This is a genomic window from Paenibacillus thiaminolyticus (genome assembly GCF_003591545.1).
GTDB lineage: Bacteria > Bacillota > Bacilli > Paenibacillales > Paenibacillaceae > Paenibacillus_B > Paenibacillus_B thiaminolyticus_A.
On the sequence record NZ_QYZD01000011.1, the window covers coordinates 101841 to 125136 of the forward strand.

Here is a 23296-nt window from a genome sequence, read left to right on the forward strand (position 1 = left end):
TGCAACGCTGGACGGTGCCAATGCATTATGCACCGCCGGACGAGTGACGAATTGCATCATGCAGCAGTGGATAATGAGAGCTGAACCGCATTTTCATCTTAGAAAGAGCCGACGTAAAGTGCCAAGCTGTCATGAGGCTAAAACACAGTACGATTACGGGAAATTTAAGTGCCCGGAAAATGCCCGCTGAGTCCCGGCAATCCAGATACGGGGAGGGACAAGCAGCGGGCAAGGAGCCCTGTGCGCTGCATGTGCGAAGAGAAAAGGGAGAGGCGCGCTTGGCGTCTCTCCCTTGTCCAATAGATATGTTGTGAAAAGTGTGTTATCCTGCTGGCACATGTGATTGCTTCTTGGCGGGCCGGAGTGCTGGCGAAGGACGCGAGGCCGCCGGCTTGCGCGCTTCCAGGGCGGATTCCCGCCGCGTAATCAGATTATTGGCGATCAGCGCGCCGACGATAAGGAGCGAGCCGATAATCTCGGCTGCGGAGACCGCATAGCCCTGGATGACCGAGATGATGAAGGTCGTCGCAGGCACGAAGTTAATGAACAGCATGCCGTTCACCGAATTGAGCTGCTGAATGCCCTGTATCCAGCTCAGCAGGGCCATCAGACCCGCTACGACGATCATGAACAGCATTTCCGGGATGATCCGGACCACCTGGGATGCTTCCGGGACATCGAGGATGCCGAGTAGCGTCAGGCCGAGGACGGCGGCCATCGTCGTGGCTCCCCCGTAGATGCAGGTCAGCGTAGAGAAACGAAGCGCCGACCAGCCGGAGAATTGGCCGCTGCCGACGGTGAAGACAACCCATCCGATGACGCCGGCGAATACCGACAGGAGGGGGAGCAGCTTCAGGCCGCCATTCGCGAAGGCCGTGAAATCGCCCTTCGTGACGACGAAGAGCACGCCGATGAAGGCGACGGCCACGCAGCCCAAGGTCCGGATGTTCGGACGCTTGCGGGTCAGCGACCAGACGAGCAGCACGGCGAGCATCGGCATGAACGATTCCATGATGGACGCCAGCAGCACGCCGGATTTGCCCAATTGATGCTGGCCCCAGAAGACGCCAAAGTTATATACCATAAAAGCGAGTGTTCCCAATCCCCACAGCTTCATGCCGTGGCCTTCGGTCCGGAATGCCTGTCTGCCTTCCTTCCAGGCAAGCAGCAGAACGAGCAGCACGGTGACGGCGCTGTAGCGTATGCCGGAGAACCAGAACGGATCGATATGATGCAGCGCACTCTCGGCCACAGGGAACATCGCTCCCCAAGCGATTGCGGAAAACAAACAAAATAAAGCACCTTTCCAAAAACGGGACTTGCTCATGATGTTACTCACTCCTGTATCCACTATCCTAATTAAAGCAACCAACCTACATCATAGTGCGGTTCAGATATCTTGTAAAATAATTGAAAGTGATTTAAGATATCACTGATAATGATACCTAGTTTCAGCGCGGATCGGAGGGACAAGCCAGCGATGGAAGTAAGCGATTTACACATTTTTCTGGCCGTCGTCGAGCATGGGAGCGTCAGCCGGGCGGCGGAGGAGATGGGATACGTCCAGTCCAATGTGACCGCCCGCATTCGCCTGATGGAGCAGGAGATCGGATATCCGCTGTTCCATCGCCACCGGCGGGGCATGACCTTGAATGCGGAGGGGCGGAAGCTGCTCCATTATGCGGAGCGCATGGCCCTGCTGATGGCGGAGATGAAGAAGGCGTTCCAGGATCCCGACGATCCGGCCGGTTCTCTGCTTATCGGCTCGATCGAGACGGTCGTCGGGCTGCCGGATATTCTCAGCCTGTTCTACCGCAACCATCCGAAGGTCGATATCTCTCTCGTGACGGGAGTGACCGAGAAGCTGACCGAAGAGGTGCTTGATTATAATTTGGACGGCGCGTTCGTCTCCGGGCCGGTGAGCGCAGCCAATATTGAGACGATTCCAGTCTTCGAGGAGGAGCTGGTGCTCGTCTGCGGGCCGGACGCATGGGAAGACAAGCCCGGCAAGCCGCTTCCATTCCGGGAGCTGCTGTATCTGCCGCTGCTTGTGTTCCGGCGCGGCTGCGGCTACCGGGCGCAGCTCGAACGATGGCTGCAGCAGGAAGGCATTCAGCCGACGAAGGTGATGGAGTTCGGTACACTGGAGACGATTATCGGCACGGTTGCGGCCGGACTCGGCATTACCGTCGTGCCGCGAGCCGCTGTGAAGAAGCAAGAGGCGGACGGCTCGCTCCGCGTGTTTCCGATTCCGGCCCCGTTCAACAGAGTCTCTGTCGTCTACATCCGCCGGGGAGACTCTTATCTGGGCAGCGTGGAGCGGAGATTCATCGAAGCGATCGGGGCGGTTCGAAGCCGGCGAAGTGCGTGAAGCGAACATGAACAAGCCAAGCAGCGAAGCGGGGACGGAAGTCCCGGCAGTGCGGCGAGAAGCCGGCGAGTAGCGAAGCGGCTTGAGATCGAAGAAGGAGCGGCCCATTGCGGGCGCGCTCCTTCTTCGATTCTATTCGGTTACCTTATGCTCCGGCTGAACCTTCGGCGCGGAAGCGCAGCTTCCGGATGAGCAGGAGCGATTCAGGGCGCATGTGGCGCACGCGCCCTGCTTGCTTTTGCGGATATGCCGGATCAGCGTCCAGCCGGCATAGCCGAAGATAGCGGATACGAGGGCAATCTCGAACCAGGGCATCACCATCATCCTTTCTTACATATAGCCAAGCCAATGTCCGACTGTCGTTACAACCAGTGCCGCGGCATAGGCGAGGACGAGTGAATATCCGATAGAGAACCATGTCCACCGCCATGAAGCCGTCTCCTTGCGCAGGATGCCGACGGTCGCGAGACAGGGGACGTACAGCAGCAGGAACACGCAGAACGTATAAGCGGACAACGGCGTGAAGGCTTGGGCAATCTGTGCCTGCAGCATCGCCGCATCCGGCGCATGATAGATGATGTTCATCGTGGACACGACGATTTCCTTGGCCAGGAACCCGGTCAACAGCGCGGCCCCGGCTTGCCATGTCCCGAAGCCAAGCGGTGCGAGCAGCGGGGCGAGGAAGCCGCCGATCAGCGCCAAATAGCTGTCGTCCATCTCTACTCCGAGCCCGCCGGGGCCGGCGTAGGTGAGGAACCAGATCAGGACCGAGCCGCCCAGAATGAACGTGCCCGCTTTGCGGACGAAGCCTTTGCCCTTCTTCCATGTGCTGCGGAACAGCGTCTGCCATTGCGGCATGCGGTAAGGCGGCAGCTCGACGACGAAGATGCTGTGCTCTTCCTTCATCAAGCGCTTCGTGAACAGCTTGGCCAGCAGCAGCGACAGCACGATGCTGAGCAAGTACAGGCTGAGGACGACGATCGCCTGATGCGCCTGGAAGAATACGCCGGCGAATAATGCATATACCGACAGCCGGGCGGAGCAGGACATGAGTGGGACGAGCAGCGTCGTGACCAGACGCTCCCGCGGCTGTTCGATGGTGCGGGCCGCCATAATGCCCGGCACGTTGCAGCCGAAGCCGATAACGAACGGAATGAACGCCTTGCCGTTCAGGCCGACCGCTTCCATTAGTCGGTCCATCACGACGGTGACCCGGGCCATATAACCGGAATCTTCAATGAACGAGATGAAGAGGAACAGCAAAAATATTTGCGGCACGAACACCAGCACGCCTCCGACCCCGGCGATAATGCCTTCCTCCAGCAGCGCATGCGTGAAAGAGGAGGCTCCTGCCGCATCCAGCAGCGCCGCGACTCCTTCGGTCAACGGGCCGGAGAAGAACTCGTCCAGCGCGTCCGACACCGGCGTGCCGAGCCAGTCGAAGGTGACTTTGAAGATCAGAAACATAATAAGGATAAATATTGGAATGCCGAGCCATCGATTCGTGACGATATTATCGAGGCGCTCTGTCATTGTGCGTGCCTGCCGCTGCTCCGCATGGACGGACGAAGCGATGACCTGACGGATGAATTCCATCCGGATGCTGCGCAGCCGCTGGGGAAGATGAAGCGCGGCTCCGCTGTCCCGCAGGTGCTGCTCGGCCTCTTCGATGATGCGCCCGATCTGGCGGGCCTGTTCGTCGCCTATCCGCCTCTGGACGGATTGGCGGACCGTCTCGTTCTGCTCGATATATTGCAGCGCCGTCCATCGGAGCGGCACCGTGTCATCGCCGGGAAGAAGCGCGGAGATGCGCTCGATCGCCTGCTCCACCTCGCTGCCGTAATTCAGCACGAGCGGGCTGCGGCGTTGGCCTGCATGCCCAAGCGGTGATGCTGAGCCGCCTCCAGATGCGCCCCCGCGAGCAGAGTCCTGTAGGGGTATGCCCTCGGCCTCGGCCGCTTGCGGCTGCAGGCGCTCCAAAATGCTGGCGATGCCCTGCTTCTTGCGGGCATTCACCGGAATGACCGGGACGCCGAGCGCGGCGGACAGCTTCGCCGGATCGATATGAATGCCTCTTCCGGCAGCGACATCCGTCATGTTGAGGGCGACATATACAGGCACGCCATACTCGAGCAGCTGCACAGTCAGCATGAGATTGCGCTCCAATTGGGAGGCGTCCACGACATTGACAATGGCGTTCGGCCGCTCGTCCAGCAAATACTGTACGGCGACGCTCTCATCTCTTGACATCGGATGAAGCGAGTAGATGCCCGGCAGATCGATCAGGGCGCCTGCTTGACGATGCAGCCGCCCCACTTTTTTCTCCACCGTTACGCCTGTCCAGTTGCCAACATATTCGTAAGAGCGGGTAAGGGCATTGAACAAGGAAGTCTTGCCGGTGTTCGGATTGCCGACCAGTGCGGTTGTCTGTGTGCTCATACCGCATTCACCCCGATCCGACGGGCATCGCTGCGGCGTATGCCGAGCAGCTGGCCGTTCGCCTCCAGCGTAAGAGGTCCGCCGAGCAGGCCGGCGTGCATCACCTGCACATGCGTACCTTCCTCGACGCCGAGCTCCATCAAGCGCCGGCATACGGCAGAATTGGCTTCGGACAGATCGCAAATACAGCCTGTCTGGCCAGGCTTGAGTTCACATAATGGGGTGGTTGATAGAGCAGGACGGGGAATATGACGGCCCATCGTGTTCATCCTTCTTTCTCTGTGCGGAATAATAATATCAGTCAACAAATGGTAATGATAATCTTTATCAATTGGTGATCGGATTTTAGCATAGAGAGGTCCGGGCTACAATGACTTTGATCACTTTTATTGCGGGGAGTAACCTCGCATTGAATCTTGCACTCACTCGCGGAAAGTGTAGTTTTCTGATGTATGTTTTCCTGCGGAAACCATTTTCAGCTCTCTTGCAGTCTTGTTTACACTGCGCTGCCGCTTCGAGTTCAAGCAATTTTCCGGTGCTGAATATCGGCCTTTTTGAACACGCACTTAACAAAGGATGGTTTGTAAAAAAGTAGAATCGTTGCGGAGAAAGAAGCTGGATTTCCTTTACTTTCGGAGGTCTTCTCTATTAGAATAGAGAGAAAATTATTTTTGAGAAGGAGATAGCGGGATGAAAACGAATCATTGTAAAATTATCGACTGCACCATTCGCGACGGCGGTCTCGTCAACAACTGGGATTTCAGCGTCGAGTTCGTGCAAAGCTTGTATGCCTCATTGAACGAAGCGGGCGTCGATTATATGGAAATTGGCTACAAAAATTCGCCGAAATTGCTTAAAGGCGCTGATGAAGCAGGTCCTTGGCGTTTTTTGGATGATGATTTCCTGCGTAAAGTCATTCCGCAAAAAGGAACAACCAAGCTGTCGGCGCTCGTTGATATCGGACGGGTGGACGAAAATGATATTTTGCCTCGCTCCGAGAGCATGCTCGATCTGATCCGTGTCGCTTGCTACAGCAAAGATGTTGACAAAGCGCTCGATCTGATTCAGCTTTTCCACGATCGGGGCTATGAGACAACGATTAATATTATGGCGCTCTCCAACGTGATGGAGAACGATCTGATTGAAGCCTTCGCCATGATTAAGGACAGCCCGGTAGACATTGTCTATATTGTCGATTCCTACGGCAGCCTCGATCATAACGATATACATTACTTGGTGCACAAGTTCAAGGAGCATCTGCCCAACAAGCGCCTGGGCGTGCATACACACAATAATATGCAGCTAGCCTTCTCCAATACGCTCGTCGCAGCCGAGCTGGGCGTCGAGATTCTGGATGCCTCCGTCTACGGCATGGGACGCGGCGCAGGGAACTGCCCGACCGAGCTGCTGCTGACGCATCTGAAGAACAGCAGATACCATATGCGTCCGGTGCTGGGCTTCATTCAAAATCATATGCTGAAGACGCGGGAAAAATGGGAGTGGGGTTACCTGATTCCATATCTCGTCACCGGAACGCTCGATGAGCATCCGCGTTCGGCGATGGCGCTGCTCGCATCGGACGAGCGTGATCAATATGTTGAGTTCTACGACCGGATGACGACGCCGGAAGTCAGTTTTTCCCAGAAAAAGCCGGAATAATTAGCTAGAGTAAGACAGCCCGTTCCCATGATAGGGATGCGGGCTGTTTTCTTTTGAAGCCAAATGAACCTCAATCGTCATCAATCCATGCGGATATATTGTCTTTGGCCCGTTTTGGCATTGTAGTATACCTGATATTTATAACCGTCGCGAGGATCGATAAATATTTCTTTGGTCGGGGCATAATCGGCGTTGATGCCGATCACATCGCGAGGATTGTCGACTTGCTTGTAGCGCTTGTCAAAATAGGTTTTGCCGATGATGATGAGGATGATAAGGGCGAGCAAAGGGAGTCCGTATACGACTAACGCCGTACCTATCACGATCCACATAGGCCCGCCTACCTTTGAGCCGGTCTCAGCTTGACGACCGTTCCGTAAGCCACAATCTCGCTCATATTCTGCGCGACATCGCCGCTATCGAAGCGCATCATCGTGATAGCGTCGCCGCCCATCGCGTGCGCGTTCTCGATCATCCGATCCATCGCCTGACGCCGGGCGTCCTCGATCATCTGCGTATATTGCTTGACTTCGCCGCCGACCAGCCCTTTCAAGGAAGCCATAATGTCTCCGCCGATGCCGCGTGCGCGCACGACGACGCCAAAAGCGGTGCCAAGCACTTCAGTCACTTCATAGTTGGGGATATTCTCGGTTGTTGCTACGATCATTCTTACCATCTCCTTCGTGGGGCAAATGTATGCATCCACCCTATATATAGCTAATACGCCGTAACTTGAATTGTGTTTCAAGGCGGCGATTGGCGCAAGCCCACTCTAATTCATAGTATACTCAAAATGAATAGCTGATTGCTGCAGATTTTATTGGAATGCAGCGCTAAATTGGTTATTATGGATACTAGATGACAACAATGTGGCTGGCAGGATGACGATGACAATGAGGAGAGAAGGATATGAAAGTCAGTATTTTTGATGTGGCCAAAAAAGCTGGCTTGTCTGTCGTAACGGTATCCCGTGTCTTGAACAATGCTCAGACTGTTCGAGAAAAGAATCGCCAGAAGGTTCTGCAGGCGATGAAAGAACTGGACTATCACCCGAATGCGGCGGCACGAAGCTTGGCGAAAGGCAAAACTGGAGTCATCGGCATGATTGTCACGACGCTGCAGGATTCGTTCCTGGACAGCATCGTGCAGACGGTGTCTTCCCTCTTGAAGGATCACGGATATTATCTTGCTTTGTCAGTCGCGAATTATCCCCAAGAGGAAGGCGTTGGAAGGGATTTTATTGAGGAGGATCGGGTGGACGGATTGCTACTCCTGTCGCCGATTCATGAATTATCCTACTTGACGGAGCTGCGGAACCGGAATATTCCGTTCGTGCTTATCGATCATCAGACCGTTCAGCCGGATGTGCATGGCGTTACCGTTGATAATTATAGCGGAGGCTATGAAGCGACCCGCCATCTCGTGGAACTGGGGCATCGCTCCATCGCTCATATCCAGGGTCCGGGCTTCTTCCTTAGCTCGATCGAGCGGGAGCGCGGATTCAGGCAAGCGTTGGAGGAAGCGAGCTTGGAGCCGTTCGCGGTGGAGCAGGGCGAGTTCTCGATTGAATCCGGATATCAGGCGGTTCGCAAATGGCTCGACCAAGGGCAGCTTCCGACCGCCCTGTTCGCAGCGGACGATTTCACGGCGCTGGGCGCCATCAATGCGTTGACAGAAGCGGGCCTGCGGGTGCCGGAGCATATGTCGATCGTCGGCTATGACGATCAGGTGCTTGCCTCCGAGCTGCGGCCGCGCTTGACGACGATGCGGCAGCCGGCCGAGCAGATCGGGAAGGCGGCGGTGGACATGCTCGTCAAGCAGATGAACGGCGTCTCGCTTACGAACCGGACCGTCCGTCTCAATTCGGAGATTATCGTCCGGGAATCAACGGCAGCGCCGCAATCGCAATGAGAACAGTCAGGGCCATCGTCTCATCGTCTGCAGGAAGGCGGCATGAGTTCCCGTGCGGGATCTCATGCTTTTTTGCTGGAAAGCGCACCCGGGAAAAGGGCGGCAGAAAGGAACGGGATGATCATCGTCCGGCTGCAAGGGGCTGGGCGGCAGATTGAGCGGGGAGGATGCACGAATGAGCGACAAGATGATTAAGCGGTTGATCTTATGGATTCCGACATTGACGATTGGGCTGTGGGAATATGTCAGACATTCCTTTTTGCTTCCTTATTTGTCGATGGATATGGGCAATATATTGGCCCCGATCATCGTGTTCATCGTCTCGGCGACGCTGCTGACGCGGCTGTTCAAGAAGCTGGACGATACGCAGGCGACGCTCCGGCGGGAGCAGCGGATGACGGCGGCGCTGGAGGAGCGGGAGAGGCTGGCGCAGGAGCTGCATGACGGCATCTCGCAGTCGTTGTTCATGCTGTCGGTCAAAATCGATCGCCTCGAGTCATGCCCTTCGGAGGAGAAGCAGGGTCAATTGGATAAGCTCCGCCAGACGGTGAGGCATGTGTATGACGATGTGCGGCAAGCGATTGCGAACCTGCGGACCGTGCCGCAGGAGAAGGATTTTACCTGGTCCCATCCGTTCATGCAAATGATCGAGGACATTCACAAAGATACGGAGTGGGAGATGGATGTCGCATGGGCCATCCCGGAAGAATCACTGACCATCAAGGAGAAGATCGCCTTGTTCTCCTGCGTACGGGAAGCATTGACCAATGTGAGGAAGCATGCGGATGCGAAGCGTGTGCGGGTTATCGGCCGGTTGAATGGGGACGGCTTCGAATGCGAGGTGCGGGATGACGGAATGGGGTTCGCGGGCGATCCGTGTGCCGCTGCCGGGAAGTACGGATTGAAAATGCTTCGGGATCGGGCCAGGACGCTGGGCTGGCAATTCGAGATGAGGCGGGAGGCCGGGCAGACGATTATGCGCGTCTCGAAGCGGGGAGCAGCCGAGCGGCTGGCCGAGGCGCGATAGGCACGACTCGAGAGGAGAGGGGTACGATGAGAATGGCTGGACAACCGGTATTTCGTGTGTTGATTGCTGACGATCATGAGCATGCGCGAGAAGGGATGCGGGATATTTTGGCGATCGATCCCTCCTTCGCCATCGTAGGGGAAGCGGTGAATGGCCAAGAAGCGATCGCGATGACCGAGACGGTCATGCCGGATATGATCCTGATGGATATCTCGATGCCGGTGATGGACGGGCTGGAAGCGACGAAGCATATTAAGGAGCGGTTCCCTTATGTCAAAATCGTCATGGTAACCGTATCCGACGATATTACTCATTTGTTCGAAGCACTGAAAAAAGGGGCCCAAGGCTATCTGCTGAAAAACTTGCAGCCATCGGCATGGCATGAATATTTGCGGGCAATCGCCATCGACGAGGCGCCCATGTCGAAGGAGCTGGCTTTCCGTATTTTGCAGGAATTTTCCACCAAGAACAGCAAGGTGCCGGCGCATTCCCCGTTGACGATGCGGGAGCGCGAAATATTGGAGCGGGTTGCCCGGGGCGAGTCGAACAAGGAGATTGCCGCGCAATTTTCTTTATCCGAGCATACGGTCAAAAATCACCTGAAAAATATTTTGCAGAAGCTTCATTTGGAAAATCGCGTGCAGCTGACGCGATACGCATTGGAGAACGGCCTCGTCGACTCGTGAAGGAGCGAGGGGCCGTTTCTTTTAGAGGTCGTGACCAGTTACGTACTGGATATGGGTGATTTTACTGGTTCATTTTTTCGTAAATTGCCTTGCATGAGACTCAGCGATATGGTATATTAATTCTTGTGAAAAGTTACTTTGCTTCGGGACGTAGCTCAGCTTGGTAGAGCACCTGGTTTGGGACCAGGGGGTCGCATGTTCAAATCGTGTCGTCCCGACCATCTGTTGTTGATTGGACACACTCGGTCAGTTTTTATGGGATCAGGGTGTGTTTTTTGGCCTCTCGCGGGTGTAGTTCAATGGTAGAACGCTGGCTTCCCAAGCCAGCAGCGTGGGTTCGATTCCCATCACCCGCTCCAATTTTTTCTTCATAACCTTTTACTACTTTTGCCTTGGTCGGTCCGACCGGGGCCTTTTTTGGTTTTTGGGCAAATGTTACATATCGTGTAACTTATTGATTTGAAGTTACCCATTGGGGTGAAATTGGGGTGAACCCGACGTGCCGGTTCTCTTTTTACTTGGGTCGAACGAGTCGAAACTTTTTATTACGTGTTGGCTCATTTTTTTAGTTACGTGAGTATACGTATCTTAATAATTCAATTAATAAAGAAGCACTTGTGTGTCGCAGATCATGCAATCTCACATGACGTAGGTTGTTCCTCTTCAGAAATTTGGACCATGTTCCTGTCGGGGTCGTAAAGTGATACGGTTTGCCAACGCCTGAATGGAAGACGAATTGCCGTTTTTCACCCAACCACTTATCACCAAGTGCATCTTTTGATTCAAGCCATTTGAAATGGTGTTTTTGAAGTTCCTTCATATACCATGTGCCATGCTGGCATTGCTACAATTCCATTTGAAGCATCCGTTTTGGTGTCATCTATAATAGGCTGTCCGTTTTCAGTAAGTACAAGTGCTTGATTGATGTCTATATAGTTCTCGGGAAAATTTACTTGTGGCCATTCAAGCCCCGTCAATTCTCCCCTCCGAAAACCACCAAGAATGCAACCTATAAAGTACAGTCTCCATGTGTCATTCAATGTACTTAAATGTTAGATTACGTCTTTTGCTTCATCCGTATCATAAAAAGGCATAGTTCGGCAACCATTCTTCGAGAGCGAATTTTTTAAATATGATTTTTCCAGGGGTAACGTATTCTCCGGAATATACCTCAGCAGCAAAGATTGCCCATATTTTTTCGGCTTCGGTTTTATTCTTCGCTTTCACGGTCTTCCGTTCCCTGCCGCGTATGCCATTCTCATCAGGCGGGAGGGTTGCTGGTGCAAGCGGCACGGCTTGAGCATTGATAAGGTAGTCCCGCACAAGCACTGGAGCGGCAAGGCTTGTCCAAGCCGGATACTGCCGCGATGGTCCGAGTTTGTGAAAATGATTGAGAAGGAGCTGGGGGCAATGGAAAAACCGAAGCAGCAGGATTATGAAGGACATTGGGCGGAGGCGTCGATCCGACGTGTGATGGACGCAGGGATCATGAATGGCCGTAATACGGGATTCGTACCGAACGAATCGATCACGCGGGCCGAAATTGCTGTTATCGTGGATAGCATGTTGAAGTCTTCGGGTAAATAGATTATATTGAAAATGTATCGGTTAATCGGTACGGGTTGAACTGCTTCAAAGCGCTGTTCCCTAGTTGTATAAGGAAAGCCCATGAACCAGGCTGGGTATAAACCGATTCATGGGCCTAGGTGCTACGCTAGGTGTTACGCAAATTGTTGAAGCAGTTCAACCAGCTTAGGAATGGATTCACCTATAAATTGCAAAACAGCGATAAAAATAGACATATTAGTCACCTCCTTGATGTAATGAAAGAAACTGTAATGTTCCTTACACTAAATATATCGGTATGGAAACCCAGTTTTTGTAGGGGTTTTATTATGTAAAACAAAAAAATATGATTTTTTTGCATGATAGTAGTTCAACAAAGAATAACGTGCCGTGGGATCATTCCTGCGGCTCTTACTTAGCGCGAAATGAGAGCGTGTATCCATTACCACAATAAAAAGAAACCTTGAAAGGAATGAAGCCAATCAAGGTAAGGTTGTTAGTCACCCTTAGTCTCCAGACTTTTCGCCGACTTATAAAAGTCACTTTTTACCTTATACAAAAAATCTGCTAGTTGATTAGGGTCTTGCTTGTTATATCCCTCAATAACCCATGCCAAAGTCTGTGACGGTGCGTTAAGCCAAGGGGGACTTGATTTCGGCATAAAAAACACCGTCAGGTCCTCATCGTATTCATGATTTATAGCCCAAGCTAAAAACTCAATTGTGTGCCATCCCTCCAGGGATTGTTCAACATCAAACTTTACATACCAAGTTCCTTCTTCCCACTGACTGGGTAAAGGGTTAGGATGTCCGCCACAACTACCTATAGTCTGAATAGCATCAAATGAATTTAATACATTTACTAATTCTTTTATATTAACATCCAGTTCATCCTGCGGTGCTTTAGTTAAGTAGTCAGCCATCTATGTCCTCCATTTTCTCATTTACCTTTCTTCCTACCCTTATATTTGTCAGCAGCTGTCCATTGGTCAGGGTAATTCTTAGCCCCTTTACTTGTATTACAACTTCTGCAAGCTGTATTTAAGTTCGAAGGGTCATTTGCCATTTAACCCTTTCTTCTTTAGTCGTGTTTTTTCCGCCATTTTGGTAATGTGACTTAAGAGATGGGTTATGGTCTGCCTGGGGGTGATCCTTGCTACCACAATACTGACAGGTATAGTTATCTCTCTTTAAAGTTTCATTTCTTGCTTTTTTTGAAGGGGTGTTGCCGTAATGTTTAGTACGATTATACGCTTCTCCCGTCGTCCCATTCAACGTATTATTGGCTTTTTCAAATAAACTTTTAGAACCGAATTCCGCAGGTGGTTTTATCTGCTGAACACTAGATTTAACTACAGTACCTGTGCCCTTAGACGCCTTGCTTGAGCCTCCGCCCCCTCCTGAAGGTGCCCTCATCGGGATATTTCTCATTCCCCCGGCCCCACAATTATGCGTCCATATTTCCAGTTCCGTTACGAAATAATTATGTACTCCTTCGACACGGAAGTTATACACGGTGGTGATTCCGTTCTTTATCTCGATACGGTTGATCGGATAAAGTTTGCCTTCTGGATTTTGAAGCAGGTCACCTACCTTAAGATGTCTTGCCTCTATCCAGCCCCGGCCAGGAACCCAGAACGGATGCTCTTCCGTCGTCGTTATCGTTATTCCTTTGACCGTAATTTTATACGTTTCGTTTGTTTGTCTCTGGAACAATTCAATAACCGTATTATATCCTGTTTTTCCCGTTGTTTCATCTTTCGTCTGAACGAGATCTCCAACGCGAATTTGTTCAATCGGTTTAAATCCCGCCTCGGTTCGCACTGGCGTACCAGCAGAGAAACAATGTAAATTGCAATTAGCAATGGATTGAGCAGAAGCAAAAGGTATGCTTGTGAATATTGGATGCATTCACGATCGGTTAAGGAATGCTGGCGTCCATACATTTCATGTTCACGCTTCGGTTGATATTAAGCAATGTCTTCCCCCTTATCTCGTCACACAGCTAAATTGTCTATATATGGTGCTGGATGACGTTATTCCTTGTCAAAAAATAACGTTTCCGAGTTTACCAAAAAATGCCGTCTTGTGCCCTTGTTTTTGAAAATACTTTAAAGATTTATAATAAATTCCGAAATGATGGGTTCGAAGCAACGACAAGAAGGTTGCTGAGGGAAACCTGAATGGATTGATTCTCGGGCCGGTCGGAGCGGTAGGGAAAGGATGGAGAGTGGGGGGAACCAGCAGACCACGGCATCAATCAATAGCGTGCCTGTACCGGGAGAGTTGATCAGGGGCAGCGCATACGCCCATGTCCGGGCGGTTGCGGAGGCGGGCGGGGCCAGTGTACGATGGATTGGCGAGGTTCAGAAGGTCGTCCTTTCAACGGATAAAGCCTAAATATTTGTATGTGGGATATAGGCATTTAACAACGGAAGTAACTTCAATATTATGTTGTCATGGGAGGGACAGAAACAAGAAATGCAAGAGTAGGAGAAGCATACAGCACAACAAAAATATTATAGGGCTAGGTCATAAAATATGTACCCAGCCCTTTGTAGTTAAAACGTATCTTTTAACAACGTCTATCAAAGATGGTGGTTTGATTTATTTGATATTTGCTTGTGTAACAAAATATCCTTTGAGGGTGACGTAAAAACTTGAAGGATCATCGTTAATAATTTTCACATAGTATTTGTCTAATTTTATCACTCGAAGTAATAATGGTGTTTAAATTGTATGATTTCACACGTGAATCCCTTGAAAATATGCCGCCCTTTTTCCAAATTTCAAAAGTAATATTCGTACCCATATCTTTATTACGTTCATAATATGCGCTTTCAATGTTTAGCTCAATATAATCTGCACCAACTTGAAGCGTTTCGCTTGTAATTACATCTTTTTTTGTCATAGTGGTATCGAACTTGTATGGTACATATATTGCTGATGCCGCAAAAGCACTTGATACAAATAACACCAATGCGACAAACATCATAATTGTACTACTACCTAAAACCTTTTTCTTCAAGATAAAACCTCCTAAGTAGAAAATTATAATCAATCTAACTTATATCAAGGAGGTTCAATTTAGAACTAAGATTAACATGGTTGTATCCAATTTGCGCTCATCGTTCACTTTCATCGCATACCTCGCCTTTTCAGCAGGGCTATTTTATTTGGTATAATGTATACAAATCCGGAGGAACCGGTGAAAAGGAGCTCTGCTGGCGTTATGCTGGCGGTGCTCTTTTTTCTGCAAATCGAACATATACGGGAAAAGCCCCGGAATTATTCCGAGGCTTTTTTCTTGCGGTTAGACACGGAGTGGAGCGAGGTTCGACGCTTCATAAAATGAGTAATTAGGTTAGCGTCTTCTACGGCGTCTGCACTCTACCAATACTTTTTGGCCTCGGTGAAGAATAACAGTGATTGTTCTACGACGGCTCATTCAAGCCACCTCCTTTCCTAATATTACAATATGAGAGAGTGCTTTAAATGCTTGTACTAAAGCAGGAGGGAAACTAACACGAAAGTTTCGCCGCGGTGAAAAGGAGCTCTGCTGGCATTGTGCTGGTGGGGCTCTTTTTTTGCTGCAAAAAAACATATACGGGAAAAGATCCGGATTGTTCCGTGACCTTTTTTAATCTATTGTCTGCCCACACTATTATCCACATAATAGCTGTGGGGGACGGATTGGGTCAGACTCAACGCCAGCACATAATTATTTGTATGATTATGTGATATGCTATTTGTACTTCAATAATTGGCTTAGGAAGGATGTTCACCATTGTCAAATGAAAACAAAAAAAATGTAATTTATCTCGTTTCAGGTCCAGTCGGGGTTGGAAAATCTACAACATCAAAAAAACTTGCTCAAATGGTGAAGAAATGTGTTCTTCTTGAAGGTGATTCTATCCTGCATATGTTTGAATACGGATCAGAAACATCTTGGGAGGAGCGCCTAAGTCTAACGTGGGAGAATATTCTTACTTTGACCAGGAATTTTATTCAAAATGACTTCAATGTCGTCATTGACTTTGTAGTAGAAGATGAGCTTGACTGGTTCTGTAAACATATATCCGATTTGCAAGTAACATTGAAATATATCGTATTGAGAGCAGGTAAAGAAAAACTAATCGAACGTATACGTATGAGGGGGGATATTGATTCAACAGAACGCTCTTTGTTTTTGTTAAACAAACTAGAATCAACCCCCTCGAATCAACAATTTCTGTTTGACACCACTCTAAGAAATTCAACAGAAATAGTAGAGGCAATAATTAATGACACTGGATTTATTGTTAAAATTTAATCCAGTATTCAGTTGTACGATTTGAACGGCGCGAAGTGGTCGGCGATGCAATAAACCCGTATACGGATAAGCAAAAGCCCCGGATTTCTCCCGGGCTTTTATGATGTCAAGAATTTGACGAATACCGGGTCGCGTAGCATGCTCACCTTCGTCCAATTCCGCGTTTTCACCTTCGCCCTTATCGCCGGTTGCAGATAGACATTATTCTTATCCTCACCGATCACCAAAGGCTTCGCAACGCCGTAAAACGCCCGCTTATGATCCTGATTCGCTCCCAGTTCTATAACTCCAGCCGGCCGCAATCTCCTGTCCCCGTCTTCCACAGCAACAAGCCATCCGAACTCTTCTTTCCGATACCCGCTGATCCACACGTCTACATAAGTCCAGTTGATGACCTTTTGCCAAGCTGGAGAGCGCCTGCTGACGTATCTGCTATTCTTTCGCTTGCAGACAATTCCTTCCATGCTACGGGCGCAGATATCGTCGTAGAGAGCTTCCCCGGCGGCCTCGATAAACGGGCAAACGGTTATGTGTCCGTTGGTCGGGAGCGAGGCTGTCGCAAGTATTTCCTTGCGCTGCATTAAAGGAAGTCTTCGTAAATCCTCGCCGTGGTACATCAAGATATCGAACACCACAAAAGTGGCCGGTAGCTGCGAACTCAGCCTCTGGATACTGTCAGAGCGGCGCGCCTGGAACCGCGTCATTACGGCCTCGAAATCAACGGCGCCCGCGGGAGCGATACATACGAGCTCTCCGTCAAGGATCATATCCTCCTCGAATGGTACCGCAAGCAGCTCCGGGTATTGTCTGGTGCATTCGTTGTTATGGCGAGTGTAGATCCTTGTTTGGCCCCTGATACACGAAAGGATCGCCCTATGGCCGTCAAATTTAGGTTCGTATATATATTGTGGGTCGCTGAATGGCTCCTGGGCCGTCTCCAGCAACATAGGAGGTATAAACATAGTCATCACCTCCGGTAATTGTACCAATAGATCATATGTGTCGTAGGTAGTAAGTTTTGACTATTGATACATGCGAACGTCGTATGATGCTTTCGCAGCATAAAGAGGCGTTGTTGAAACCTCAGCGGGCTCAGAATCGCAGGGAACGGCCTCTTCTGGACGAACAGGCATGGGAAGATATCAGCAGCCGTTTACAGTGGTCTATGGAAAACAAGGAGCCAATTGTACTGGAGCTCTATGACCCGTTCGAACGAGGCGAAGTGTCCGGTATCGTAGTTGACATTGACATGATTGGGCAGCGGATACGGCTGCAGCAAGACGAGGAGCGGCGCTGTATACGTGTAGAGGATATATTAGGAGTGAGGGACAAGTGAAGGACTGGAGAGAGGGCTACAGCGTACATAGCTAGATGTCAAAAAGCCGAGAGAGTCGGCCCTAAACCAGTGTAAATTATGTATAATTTCTCGTACACGAAGTAAGGTTTACTTTTGCGAAAACCTTTTCAAAAAAACTTGAAAACCAAAAAAAGTTTGATTTATAATAGAACATGAGAATATATTCACATACTATTATAAGATTTTTTAATGTATCTTTTACTGAAATCATCTGATTAGTGTAATAGTATGCGAAAGATTATTCTCAACTAAAAATCTTATTTTAGAAAGGATTGGTGTGATGAAAAAGTTACAAAAGAGATTGGTCACACTAGGGTGACAAATCTTTAAAAGAAACAAAAAGTATAGAAGATTGGATTTATCCTATACGTGATGTGGTTTGAGAAGAATTCGCACATGGTTTTTTAATAAAATAGCCAACTGCTACATTTCATCTCTAACGAACAACTTGCCCATTGAAACAGTTTCCTTAAAATGTTAGCGATACCTTTCGGAGTAAAGTGATTAAATTGTGCCGTATATTTGGCAGAAAGGGTGATTTTATGAAACGTAAATTATTTTCAGTATTGCTGTCAGCCTGTATTCTAATAGGCACTTTTGCCACAACAGCGTTTGCTGAAGGAGCTGGACAAGGAGACAACTATCTTGAAGTGGAAAATGGTGGTGCAAGGGCTGAATTATCGAGAGCCGCCGCTACAGTTAATACAGGTTTGTTGGACGAAACCGAAGAAACTGTTGAAGAACAGGTAGCAGCTATAGAAGCTAGCGATCTCACTGATGAGAACAAAGCTGTTGCAATCGAAAAGCTACTGGCCGAAGGCGACGATAACGAAATTACAACAAGAGCGACAACATGGAAATATCTTGACGGGTTCCTTGTTTGGAAACAGTCCGAAAGGTATTACTGTGTTCCAGCTTCCTGTAAAGCCGCCGTACATTATCTTACTGGTAGTTCTGATAGTCAAGCTACTATTGCTAAAGCATTGGGAACAACCTCAAGTGGTACTCCTTTTAGCGAAGCCAAAACTTATCTTAACAATAAACAGAGTGCTAATACCTATGTTAGCAAGGCTTCAAGTACAACACTATCCACCATGCAAAGCAATTTCTATTCAGCAATCCATACCTACGATGCACCCCCACTGATTAGTGTTAAACTTTCAACATCAAGTGGATGGGCCTACAACACAAGCGGACACACAATGCTGATTACTGGTGCAAGAAGTGATAAAGAACAGTTCAGAATTGCCGACCCATACATTCAATGGGCAGACAGTAGCGCAAACATGTACTATTCAAAAACTGCTAGTGCAATTCAGACAGCTATCTCTAACAGGGGTAACGGATACATCTATTAAAATTGCATTGCTAAGGGGAAAGGTCTGTAACCTTTCCCTTTTCGTGTTATTATCTATACTCTATAGATTGGAGGTTAAAGATGAAAAGTAAACGCATTTACATTCTTATTTTAAGCCTTATGCTTATGCTTAGTGCTGTTGCCTGTACTGCTCAGGTACAACAAGATTTTATCGTTGTTGACAATAGTATCTTTTTGCAAGAACATGACGAGGATACAGGACAAGATTTTTCTTATCTAAAGCTAGAAATTAATGAGGATGTAGACAATATAGTTGCTCTGGTACAGAATAGCATTATATATTACAGTTATGGTGAAGATGGTCATTCAATCTCATATTACAAATTTGATTTGGATGCCAATACCACTTATGAATTAGGAAAAATTGATAATCCCTATATTCACACTGGTAGTATAGCACAGATTGAAGATAAATTATATTTCTACATGAATGAAGTAGTAATTGATAATGACAATCCAGACGGGAAGTTAGAAACCACTCTTTATGAAATCGACATTACCAACAATTCAATGGACAGTGTATTTTCTGAAACCGTTGACCAGACTTTAATCTATGTAAATGTCTTGAATGAGGATATAATATCTTTTAAAGGCAAGGTAGACGGAGCCGCAGGAACAACTTACATTGACGCTGTAAACGTCAGTGATGATAATTCTGATGAAACGGATCACAGCGTTATTCTTTCTGTTGATTTTGATAATGACAAGGGTTCTGGAGAAGTTATATATAATTTCACTCAATCTAATGGCTATCTGTACACCCTTAATGTTGAAGCCGAGGGCATGGACAATAGAGAGTATCTCATAAAGAAATTTGATAGTGAGGGAAATCGTGTAAAAGATATTAGACTGGAAAAGGTTATTGAAGATTTGCTTGCTAATGAACGCATATCTACATTCACTGTTATAGGTGATTATGCTTTTATCCGTACATTTAGTAGTTCAGGGGTTCTCTGTAACATATCCGATGATATAGCCAAAGCAAAACTCATAGGGGTTGAAGAATTAGATATGGCTTATGGTGCCGCAAACAGTTTGGAAACACAACACGCTCTAATATATAATAGAAATACAGGTATAACATGGGTTTTAGACGTTGAAAAAGATACCCTTAGTGAAATAGATATGGATTATGAATATATCGAATACATTGCCGTAGATAACCAAAGTAATGCGCTTATATCCGCCAGTGATATGATCTATGTTGATTTTATGGACTTACCGATTAAGGGTAATCATCAACTTACGGAATTAACAAATCCTCTCGTTTATTAACACAAATGACTTAGCTTGCAGAGAAACGCCGTATAGGGTTTTAAATGCCCAGTACGGCGTTTAGGATTTATATATGGGGGAATTATCCCACCTTGCCCCACAAAAACGCTTACAGGGCAACTAAACGGTAGGTTTCGGCCGGTCTCCCTCCGGCCATCATCAGGCGGGTAATACTTTGGTAATATGAGAAACATGTGAGCGTGCGCCGTTGTCCAGTGCGAAGTAACCACCATACCATTCCGTGATTATCCCGGCTGTTCCATCGTTGAGCTCCACTTTTGTTACTCCCCTTGTGACTTGCCATCCATAAAGATTTTGTCGCTCCATTCCCACCGTATCAGCGATAAAATGATCCCTGTTTTCGATTACCCTCCCGCAACCCTCACGCGTTTTTTTCAAATATAAATATGGGGGGAAAAGTGGGGGGAGATTAAAACGTACCCCCCAGTTTTAGAACATATTATATCATTGTCAGTACCCGAAAGATGCTATTAAACAAGGCTATATCCCACTGAATAATAACAAAACATAGTGGGTTCGATTCCCATCACCCACTCCAATTTTTTCTTCATAACCTTTACTACTTTTGCCTTGGTTGGTCCGCCCGGGGCCTTTTTTGGTTTTCGGGCAAATGTTACATATCGTATAACTTATGGTTATAAAATTAGCTCCAACTGCTAACAAACCAACTTCATTTGATGAGGCAATAAATAAAGAGCCGGGAGAATTCCACGGCTCTTGTTTTTTATGAAAATATCAACAGTTTATTCTACAGTAAACGTAGCCGGAGTTTCGGAACTTGCAACATATGTTCCATTTCTAGTGGTAATTGTTCCCCCCAAGGTAGCACGGTAAAATCCCGAAGTTAATATACCAATGGAAGCTTGATCCTCGATCACAGATTTTGCTCGATTCACAGGATAATTAAACGTTTGTTTAGATACGTACTCCCAAGTAAATGTTGCACGGTTCAATTTTTCAAACGTTACTGTCACATTAGAGTAATTTATCTTCTTAAGACCAGCAGCTATCCGCCAATCACATATTGCTCCTCCAGCGGATGTGGGCACACAATCGATTCTCCCCATTGGGTTTGCGAATGTGCTAGTATTCTCGGAGGATGTTGCTTGTTGTTCTTGTTGAGGTACAAAAATAGTTTCTCCTGCACGAATCTCAACCTCAGAAGCGGCTGAGACAATCGATACTGAAAAAATTGTCACCAATAATAAGAGTGCGGAAGCAAGTGAGAAAATTCTTTTCATTTGATTCAGCCCTTTCTATTTGTGTGATAGTTGGCCAACCATCCGTTCCATAAAGGGACATGTTCCTTAAAGTCATATTACCACTAAAATATACAAAATAATGTAGATAATTGTAAAACCCAAGGTACTATTTTGATATGAACTGTGGGACTAAATTCCTGTGAATAGATTAAATAGGGCTTGCTGAACGAAAAAAAGACCAGTAGAAAGAAGGAGTTGACGCCTTATTTGTTGAAATCAAGTGCAAGGAAAATGTGGGCTGACAAAACTCGCATGAGATAACCGTTGGGTGTTCCTCGCTTAGATGATTCCATGGTGGAGACTCGAAGAAAAGTATGCGAAGAACTTCAAGAAGAGTCTCAAAGCTCAAAAAGCCTTAACCATCCGCGTCGCGCTCGGTGCGCTCATTATCCAGGAACGGCTGGGCACCGACGATGGGGAGACACTTCGTCAGATTCTGGAGAACCCCATTTTCGCAAGCGGCTGGGCGGCGAAACTCTTGATGAAGTGAACGAGTGGATCGCCCGTGAAAAAGCGAGCAAGTCCAGTGAAGCGAGGACTCATCGGACGACGACAACGATGAACCGGGCAGCCGAATTGCTGCCGCGTCCGATAAAGCGGCCAGAGTGGCAGCCACGGCAGATGGTACTGACGAACGAGGGCGAACTGCTGCTCGACGCGACCTGCCGCGCCAGCGGATATCGCCTACCCGATGGATCTGTCGCTGCTGAATCAGGCCCGGGAAAAATTTGGAGCGTATCTTCGATGTCCTGCATGAGCCGGAGCGAGGAAAATCCCGTAAGCCTAGAACGTACCGGGAAGAGCGCCCGCAAAGCGTATCTGGCGGTGGCCAAACAGCGGCGGGTGAAGCCGCGTACGATGCGCAAAGCGATCGGCAAGCAACTGCGATTCGTTGCTCGTAATCTGCGTATTATCGCCAAACTTGCCGAAACGGGCAATGGCCTGACTTCTGCCGTGCCGCGTGTATAAGGAACCTGCTGGTCATTCAGGAGTTGGTCGCCAGCAGCATGCGATGTACGAGAAACGAACGCATAGTGTGCTGGTTCGCATCGTGAGTACCAGCCGCATGTCAGACCGATCGCACGCGGCAAAGCCCGGGCGAACGTCGAGTTCGGCGCGAAGCTGGCGATCAGCGTCGTGAACGGATACGCAATCCGGGAGCATCTGTCCTGGGACAACTACAACGAAAGTCAGACGCTGCAGTCCGTAGTGGAACGCTACCGTGCTCGATTCGGCTATTATCCCAAAGCGGTGCTGGCTGACCCGATATACGCAAACGCGACAACTTGTGCTTCTGGAAGGAGAAGGGAAATCGGCTAAGTGAGCTGCCGTTCGGACGGCCGTCAGCCGATCGGCAAGAGTAAAAGAAAACCGCCAAGGCAGATGCAGCCGCGCGTACTGCGGTGGAAGGAAAATTCGGTGAAGGCAAGCGCAGCCACGGGCTTGGCCGTATTCGAGCGCGCCTTCAGACGACGAGCGAAACCGTGATCGGGCTGCAACTGCTGGTGATGAACCTCGAGAAGAGACTCCGGGTTCTCTTTTTGCCGCTTTTGCGATGGCTGTGGTCGAATCTTGCATTCCACCTGTCGTAATATTTGACTCGTTCAGCAAGCCCTAAATAATGTTGAGGAATTAGACAAAAAAGTCATCAGGTTCAGAAATATTATTCTCAATAATTGAAAGAACTTCTCCCTTAATTCTTGAGAGAATAAATTGCTCATCAATTCCGTGTTTTTTAAAGTGACATACATCATCAAAGTTTCCAACTTTAATCATCGTATTTTCACGTAAATTAAAGGTAAGAGTAGCGATCAATTTTTCTTCGAAAATTATATTGGTGGTTATTTGTTGCGCTTCTAAATCTACATCTGTGAACACTGCTTTCAAATTTAATGGCACAAACTCTGTGTATCCTGTCATTGCAAATCATTCCCTTCCCTTATAATTTCCAATTAATCTATTGTTCAATAATTACATAAACTCATCTAAAAAAGCAATCCTATTACATAAGCATTAGTAAACGAACATGATTT

The 23296-nt window shown here is 48.4% G+C and carries 29 protein-coding genes and 2 tRNA genes; 16 read left to right on the plus strand and 15 right to left on the minus strand.

Annotated features, from left to right (window positions below; all coding sequences use genetic code 11):
* Window positions 1-322: 322 nt before the first annotated feature.
* A complete protein-coding gene (locus DQX05_RS13965; protein WP_119794196.1) occupies window positions 323-1327 on the minus strand; it encodes a DMT family transporter in 1005 nt (334 codons plus the stop codon).
* 153 nt (window positions 1328-1480) lie between these two features.
* Between DQX05_RS13965 and DQX05_RS13970 the strand changes: the two genes are divergently transcribed.
* Window positions 1481-2371, plus strand: coding sequence for a LysR family transcriptional regulator (locus tag DQX05_RS13970; RefSeq protein ID WP_119794197.1), 891 nt, complete (start codon window positions 1481-1483; stop codon window positions 2369-2371).
* Window positions 2372-2503: 132 nt separating this feature from the next.
* Here the strand turns inward: DQX05_RS13970 and DQX05_RS13975 are convergent, their stop codons facing one another.
* The 3 genes from DQX05_RS13975 to DQX05_RS13985 are packed head-to-tail and all read right to left on the minus strand — an operon-like array spanning window position 2504 to window position 5070.
* Window positions 2504-2686, minus strand: a complete 183-nt coding sequence (locus tag DQX05_RS13975) for a FeoB-associated Cys-rich membrane protein (RefSeq protein ID WP_397335443.1) — start codon at window positions 2684-2686, stop codon at window positions 2504-2506.
* 15 nt (window positions 2687-2701) lie between these two features.
* A complete protein-coding gene (gene feoB / locus DQX05_RS13980; protein ID WP_119794199.1) occupies window positions 2702-4810 on the minus strand; it encodes a ferrous iron transport protein B in 2109 nt (702 codons plus the stop codon).
* A complete protein-coding gene (locus DQX05_RS13985; protein WP_119794200.1) occupies window positions 4807-5070 on the minus strand; it encodes a FeoA family protein in 264 nt (87 codons plus the stop codon). Before DQX05_RS13985 ends, feoB begins: the two co-directional genes overlap by 4 nt.
* Before the next feature lie 430 nt (window positions 5071-5500).
* Between DQX05_RS13985 and DQX05_RS13990 the strand changes: the two genes are divergently transcribed.
* Window positions 5501-6469, plus strand: coding sequence for an aldolase catalytic domain-containing protein (locus tag DQX05_RS13990; RefSeq protein WP_006675215.1), 969 nt, complete (start codon window positions 5501-5503; stop codon window positions 6467-6469).
* Window positions 6470-6549: 80 nt separating this feature from the next.
* Here DQX05_RS13990 and DQX05_RS13995 read toward each other — a convergent pair whose 3' ends face one another.
* Window positions 6550-6801, minus strand: a complete 252-nt coding sequence (locus tag DQX05_RS13995) for an HD family phosphohydrolase (RefSeq protein WP_119794201.1) — start codon at window positions 6799-6801, stop codon at window positions 6550-6552.
* Window positions 6802-6809: 8 nt separating this feature from the next.
* Complete coding sequence (locus DQX05_RS14000) at window positions 6810-7136, minus strand: YbjQ family protein (protein WP_119794202.1); 327 nt, start codon at window positions 7134-7136, stop codon at window positions 6810-6812.
* A gap of 242 nt (window positions 7137-7378) precedes the next feature.
* Here DQX05_RS14000 and DQX05_RS14005 point away from each other — a divergent pair, with 242 nt between their 5' ends.
* The 5 genes from DQX05_RS14005 to DQX05_RS14025 all read left to right on the plus strand — a co-directional run bounded on the left by DQX05_RS14005 (window position 7379) and on the right by DQX05_RS14025 (window position 10452).
* The gene (locus tag DQX05_RS14005) at window positions 7379-8380 is read left to right on the plus strand and encodes a LacI family DNA-binding transcriptional regulator (RefSeq protein ID WP_119794203.1); all 1002 of its coding nucleotides are present in this window, start codon (window positions 7379-7381) and stop codon (window positions 8378-8380) included.
* A 175-nt stretch (window positions 8381-8555) separates the two neighbouring features.
* Entirely contained in the window at window positions 8556-9407 is an 852-nt protein-coding gene (locus DQX05_RS14010) for a sensor histidine kinase (RefSeq protein WP_119794204.1), read from the plus strand.
* A gap of 26 nt (window positions 9408-9433) precedes the next feature.
* On the plus strand, window positions 9434-10093 hold the full coding sequence (locus tag DQX05_RS14015) for a response regulator (RefSeq protein ID WP_119794205.1): 660 nt from the start codon (window positions 9434-9436) through the stop codon (window positions 10091-10093).
* A 144-nt stretch (window positions 10094-10237) separates the two neighbouring features.
* Window positions 10238-10314: transfer RNA gene (locus DQX05_RS14020), tRNA-Pro, on the plus strand.
* Window positions 10315-10378: 64 nt separating this feature from the next.
* Window positions 10379-10452, plus strand: a tRNA-Gly gene (locus DQX05_RS14025).
* Between the two features lie 423 nt (window positions 10453-10875).
* Here DQX05_RS14025 and DQX05_RS14030 read toward each other — a convergent pair.
* Both DQX05_RS14030 and DQX05_RS32080 read right to left on the minus strand, forming a co-directional pair.
* Window positions 10876-11070 carry a site-specific integrase gene (locus tag DQX05_RS14030; RefSeq protein ID WP_119794206.1) on the minus strand — a complete coding sequence of 65 codons (195 nt, stop codon included), beginning with the start codon at window positions 11068-11070 and terminating at the stop codon, window positions 10876-10878.
* A 103-nt stretch (window positions 11071-11173) separates the two neighbouring features.
* On the minus strand, window positions 11174-11320 hold the full coding sequence (locus tag DQX05_RS32080) for a hypothetical protein (protein ID WP_259391983.1): 147 nt from the start codon (window positions 11318-11320) through the stop codon (window positions 11174-11176).
* Window positions 11321-11503: 183 nt separating this feature from the next.
* Here DQX05_RS32080 and DQX05_RS32085 point away from each other — a divergent pair, with 183 nt between their 5' ends.
* A complete protein-coding gene (locus DQX05_RS32085; RefSeq protein ID WP_259391984.1) occupies window positions 11504-11680 on the plus strand; it encodes an S-layer homology domain-containing protein in 177 nt (58 codons plus the stop codon).
* A 475-nt stretch (window positions 11681-12155) separates the two neighbouring features.
* On the opposite strand, the gene DQX05_RS14040 is transcribed toward DQX05_RS32085, so the two are convergent.
* The 4 genes from DQX05_RS14040 to DQX05_RS14050 all read right to left on the minus strand — a co-directional run bounded on the left by DQX05_RS14040 (window position 12156) and on the right by DQX05_RS14050 (window position 14686).
* Complete coding sequence (locus tag DQX05_RS14040; RefSeq protein WP_119794208.1) at window positions 12156-12581, minus strand: tRNA wybutosine-synthesizing 3 family protein; 426 nt, start codon at window positions 12579-12581, stop codon at window positions 12156-12158.
* Window positions 12582-12598: 17 nt separating this feature from the next.
* Window positions 12599-12724 (minus strand): HNH endonuclease, encoded by a 126-nt coding sequence (locus DQX05_RS33160; RefSeq protein ID WP_220483178.1) that lies wholly within the window; start codon window positions 12722-12724, stop codon window positions 12599-12601.
* Window positions 12700-13482, minus strand: a complete 783-nt coding sequence (locus tag DQX05_RS32090; RefSeq protein WP_397335449.1) for a polymorphic toxin-type HINT domain-containing protein — start codon at window positions 13480-13482, stop codon at window positions 12700-12702. Before DQX05_RS32090 ends, DQX05_RS33160 begins: the two co-directional genes overlap by 25 nt.
* Window positions 13483-14332: 850 nt before the next feature.
* On the minus strand, window positions 14333-14686 hold the full coding sequence (locus DQX05_RS14050; RefSeq protein ID WP_119794209.1) for a hypothetical protein: 354 nt from the start codon (window positions 14684-14686) through the stop codon (window positions 14333-14335).
* A 759-nt stretch (window positions 14687-15445) separates the two neighbouring features.
* Here DQX05_RS14050 and DQX05_RS14060 point away from each other — a divergent pair.
* Window positions 15446-15970, plus strand: coding sequence for a P-loop nucleotide/nucleoside kinase family protein (locus DQX05_RS14060; RefSeq protein ID WP_119794211.1), 525 nt, complete (start codon window positions 15446-15448; stop codon window positions 15968-15970).
* A 98-nt stretch (window positions 15971-16068) separates the two neighbouring features.
* Here the strand turns inward: DQX05_RS14060 and DQX05_RS14065 are convergent, their stop codons facing one another.
* Window positions 16069-16932 (minus strand): ATP-dependent DNA ligase, encoded by an 864-nt coding sequence (locus tag DQX05_RS14065; RefSeq protein ID WP_119794212.1) that lies wholly within the window; start codon window positions 16930-16932, stop codon window positions 16069-16071.
* A gap of 86 nt (window positions 16933-17018) precedes the next feature.
* Here DQX05_RS14065 and DQX05_RS14070 point away from each other — a divergent pair, with 86 nt between their 5' ends.
* From DQX05_RS14070 to DQX05_RS14080, 3 genes are all read left to right on the plus strand, one after another.
* Window positions 17019-17306 (plus strand): YolD-like family protein, encoded by a 288-nt coding sequence (locus DQX05_RS14070; RefSeq protein WP_259391989.1) that lies wholly within the window; start codon window positions 17019-17021, stop codon window positions 17304-17306.
* Between the two features lie 563 nt (window positions 17307-17869).
* Window positions 17870-18685, plus strand: coding sequence for a C39 family peptidase (locus DQX05_RS14075; protein ID WP_119794214.1), 816 nt, complete (start codon window positions 17870-17872; stop codon window positions 18683-18685).
* Between the two features lie 80 nt (window positions 18686-18765).
* The gene (locus tag DQX05_RS14080; protein WP_119794215.1) at window positions 18766-19980 is read left to right on the plus strand and encodes a hypothetical protein; all 1215 of its coding nucleotides are present in this window, start codon (window positions 18766-18768) and stop codon (window positions 19978-19980) included.
* 764 nt (window positions 19981-20744) lie between these two features.
* Here DQX05_RS14080 and DQX05_RS30305 read toward each other — a convergent pair.
* Window positions 20745-21242, minus strand: a complete 498-nt coding sequence (locus DQX05_RS30305) for a hypothetical protein (protein WP_147385186.1) — start codon at window positions 21240-21242, stop codon at window positions 20745-20747.
* A 304-nt stretch (window positions 21243-21546) separates the two neighbouring features.
* Here DQX05_RS30305 and DQX05_RS14085 point away from each other — a divergent pair, with 304 nt between their 5' ends.
* The 4 genes from DQX05_RS14085 to DQX05_RS14095 all read left to right on the plus strand — a co-directional run bounded on the left by DQX05_RS14085 (window position 21547) and on the right by DQX05_RS14095 (window position 22855).
* Window positions 21547-21753, plus strand: coding sequence for a hypothetical protein (locus DQX05_RS14085; protein ID WP_119794216.1), 207 nt, complete (start codon window positions 21547-21549; stop codon window positions 21751-21753).
* Window positions 21750-22232 (plus strand): hypothetical protein, encoded by a 483-nt coding sequence (locus tag DQX05_RS14090; protein WP_119794217.1) that lies wholly within the window; start codon window positions 21750-21752, stop codon window positions 22230-22232. Before DQX05_RS14085 ends, DQX05_RS14090 begins: the two co-directional genes overlap by 4 nt.
* A gap of 168 nt (window positions 22233-22400) precedes the next feature.
* On the plus strand, window positions 22401-22583 hold the full coding sequence (locus DQX05_RS30310; protein ID WP_147385187.1) for a hypothetical protein: 183 nt from the start codon (window positions 22401-22403) through the stop codon (window positions 22581-22583).
* Between the two features lie 83 nt (window positions 22584-22666).
* Window positions 22667-22855 (plus strand): transposase, encoded by a 189-nt coding sequence (locus tag DQX05_RS14095; protein ID WP_119794218.1) that lies wholly within the window; start codon window positions 22667-22669, stop codon window positions 22853-22855.
* A 40-nt stretch (window positions 22856-22895) separates the two neighbouring features.
* Here the strand turns inward: DQX05_RS14095 and DQX05_RS14100 are convergent, their stop codons facing one another.
* Window positions 22896-23183, minus strand: a complete 288-nt coding sequence (locus tag DQX05_RS14100; protein ID WP_119794219.1) for a hypothetical protein — start codon at window positions 23181-23183, stop codon at window positions 22896-22898.
* Window positions 23184-23296 lie beyond the last annotated feature (113 nt).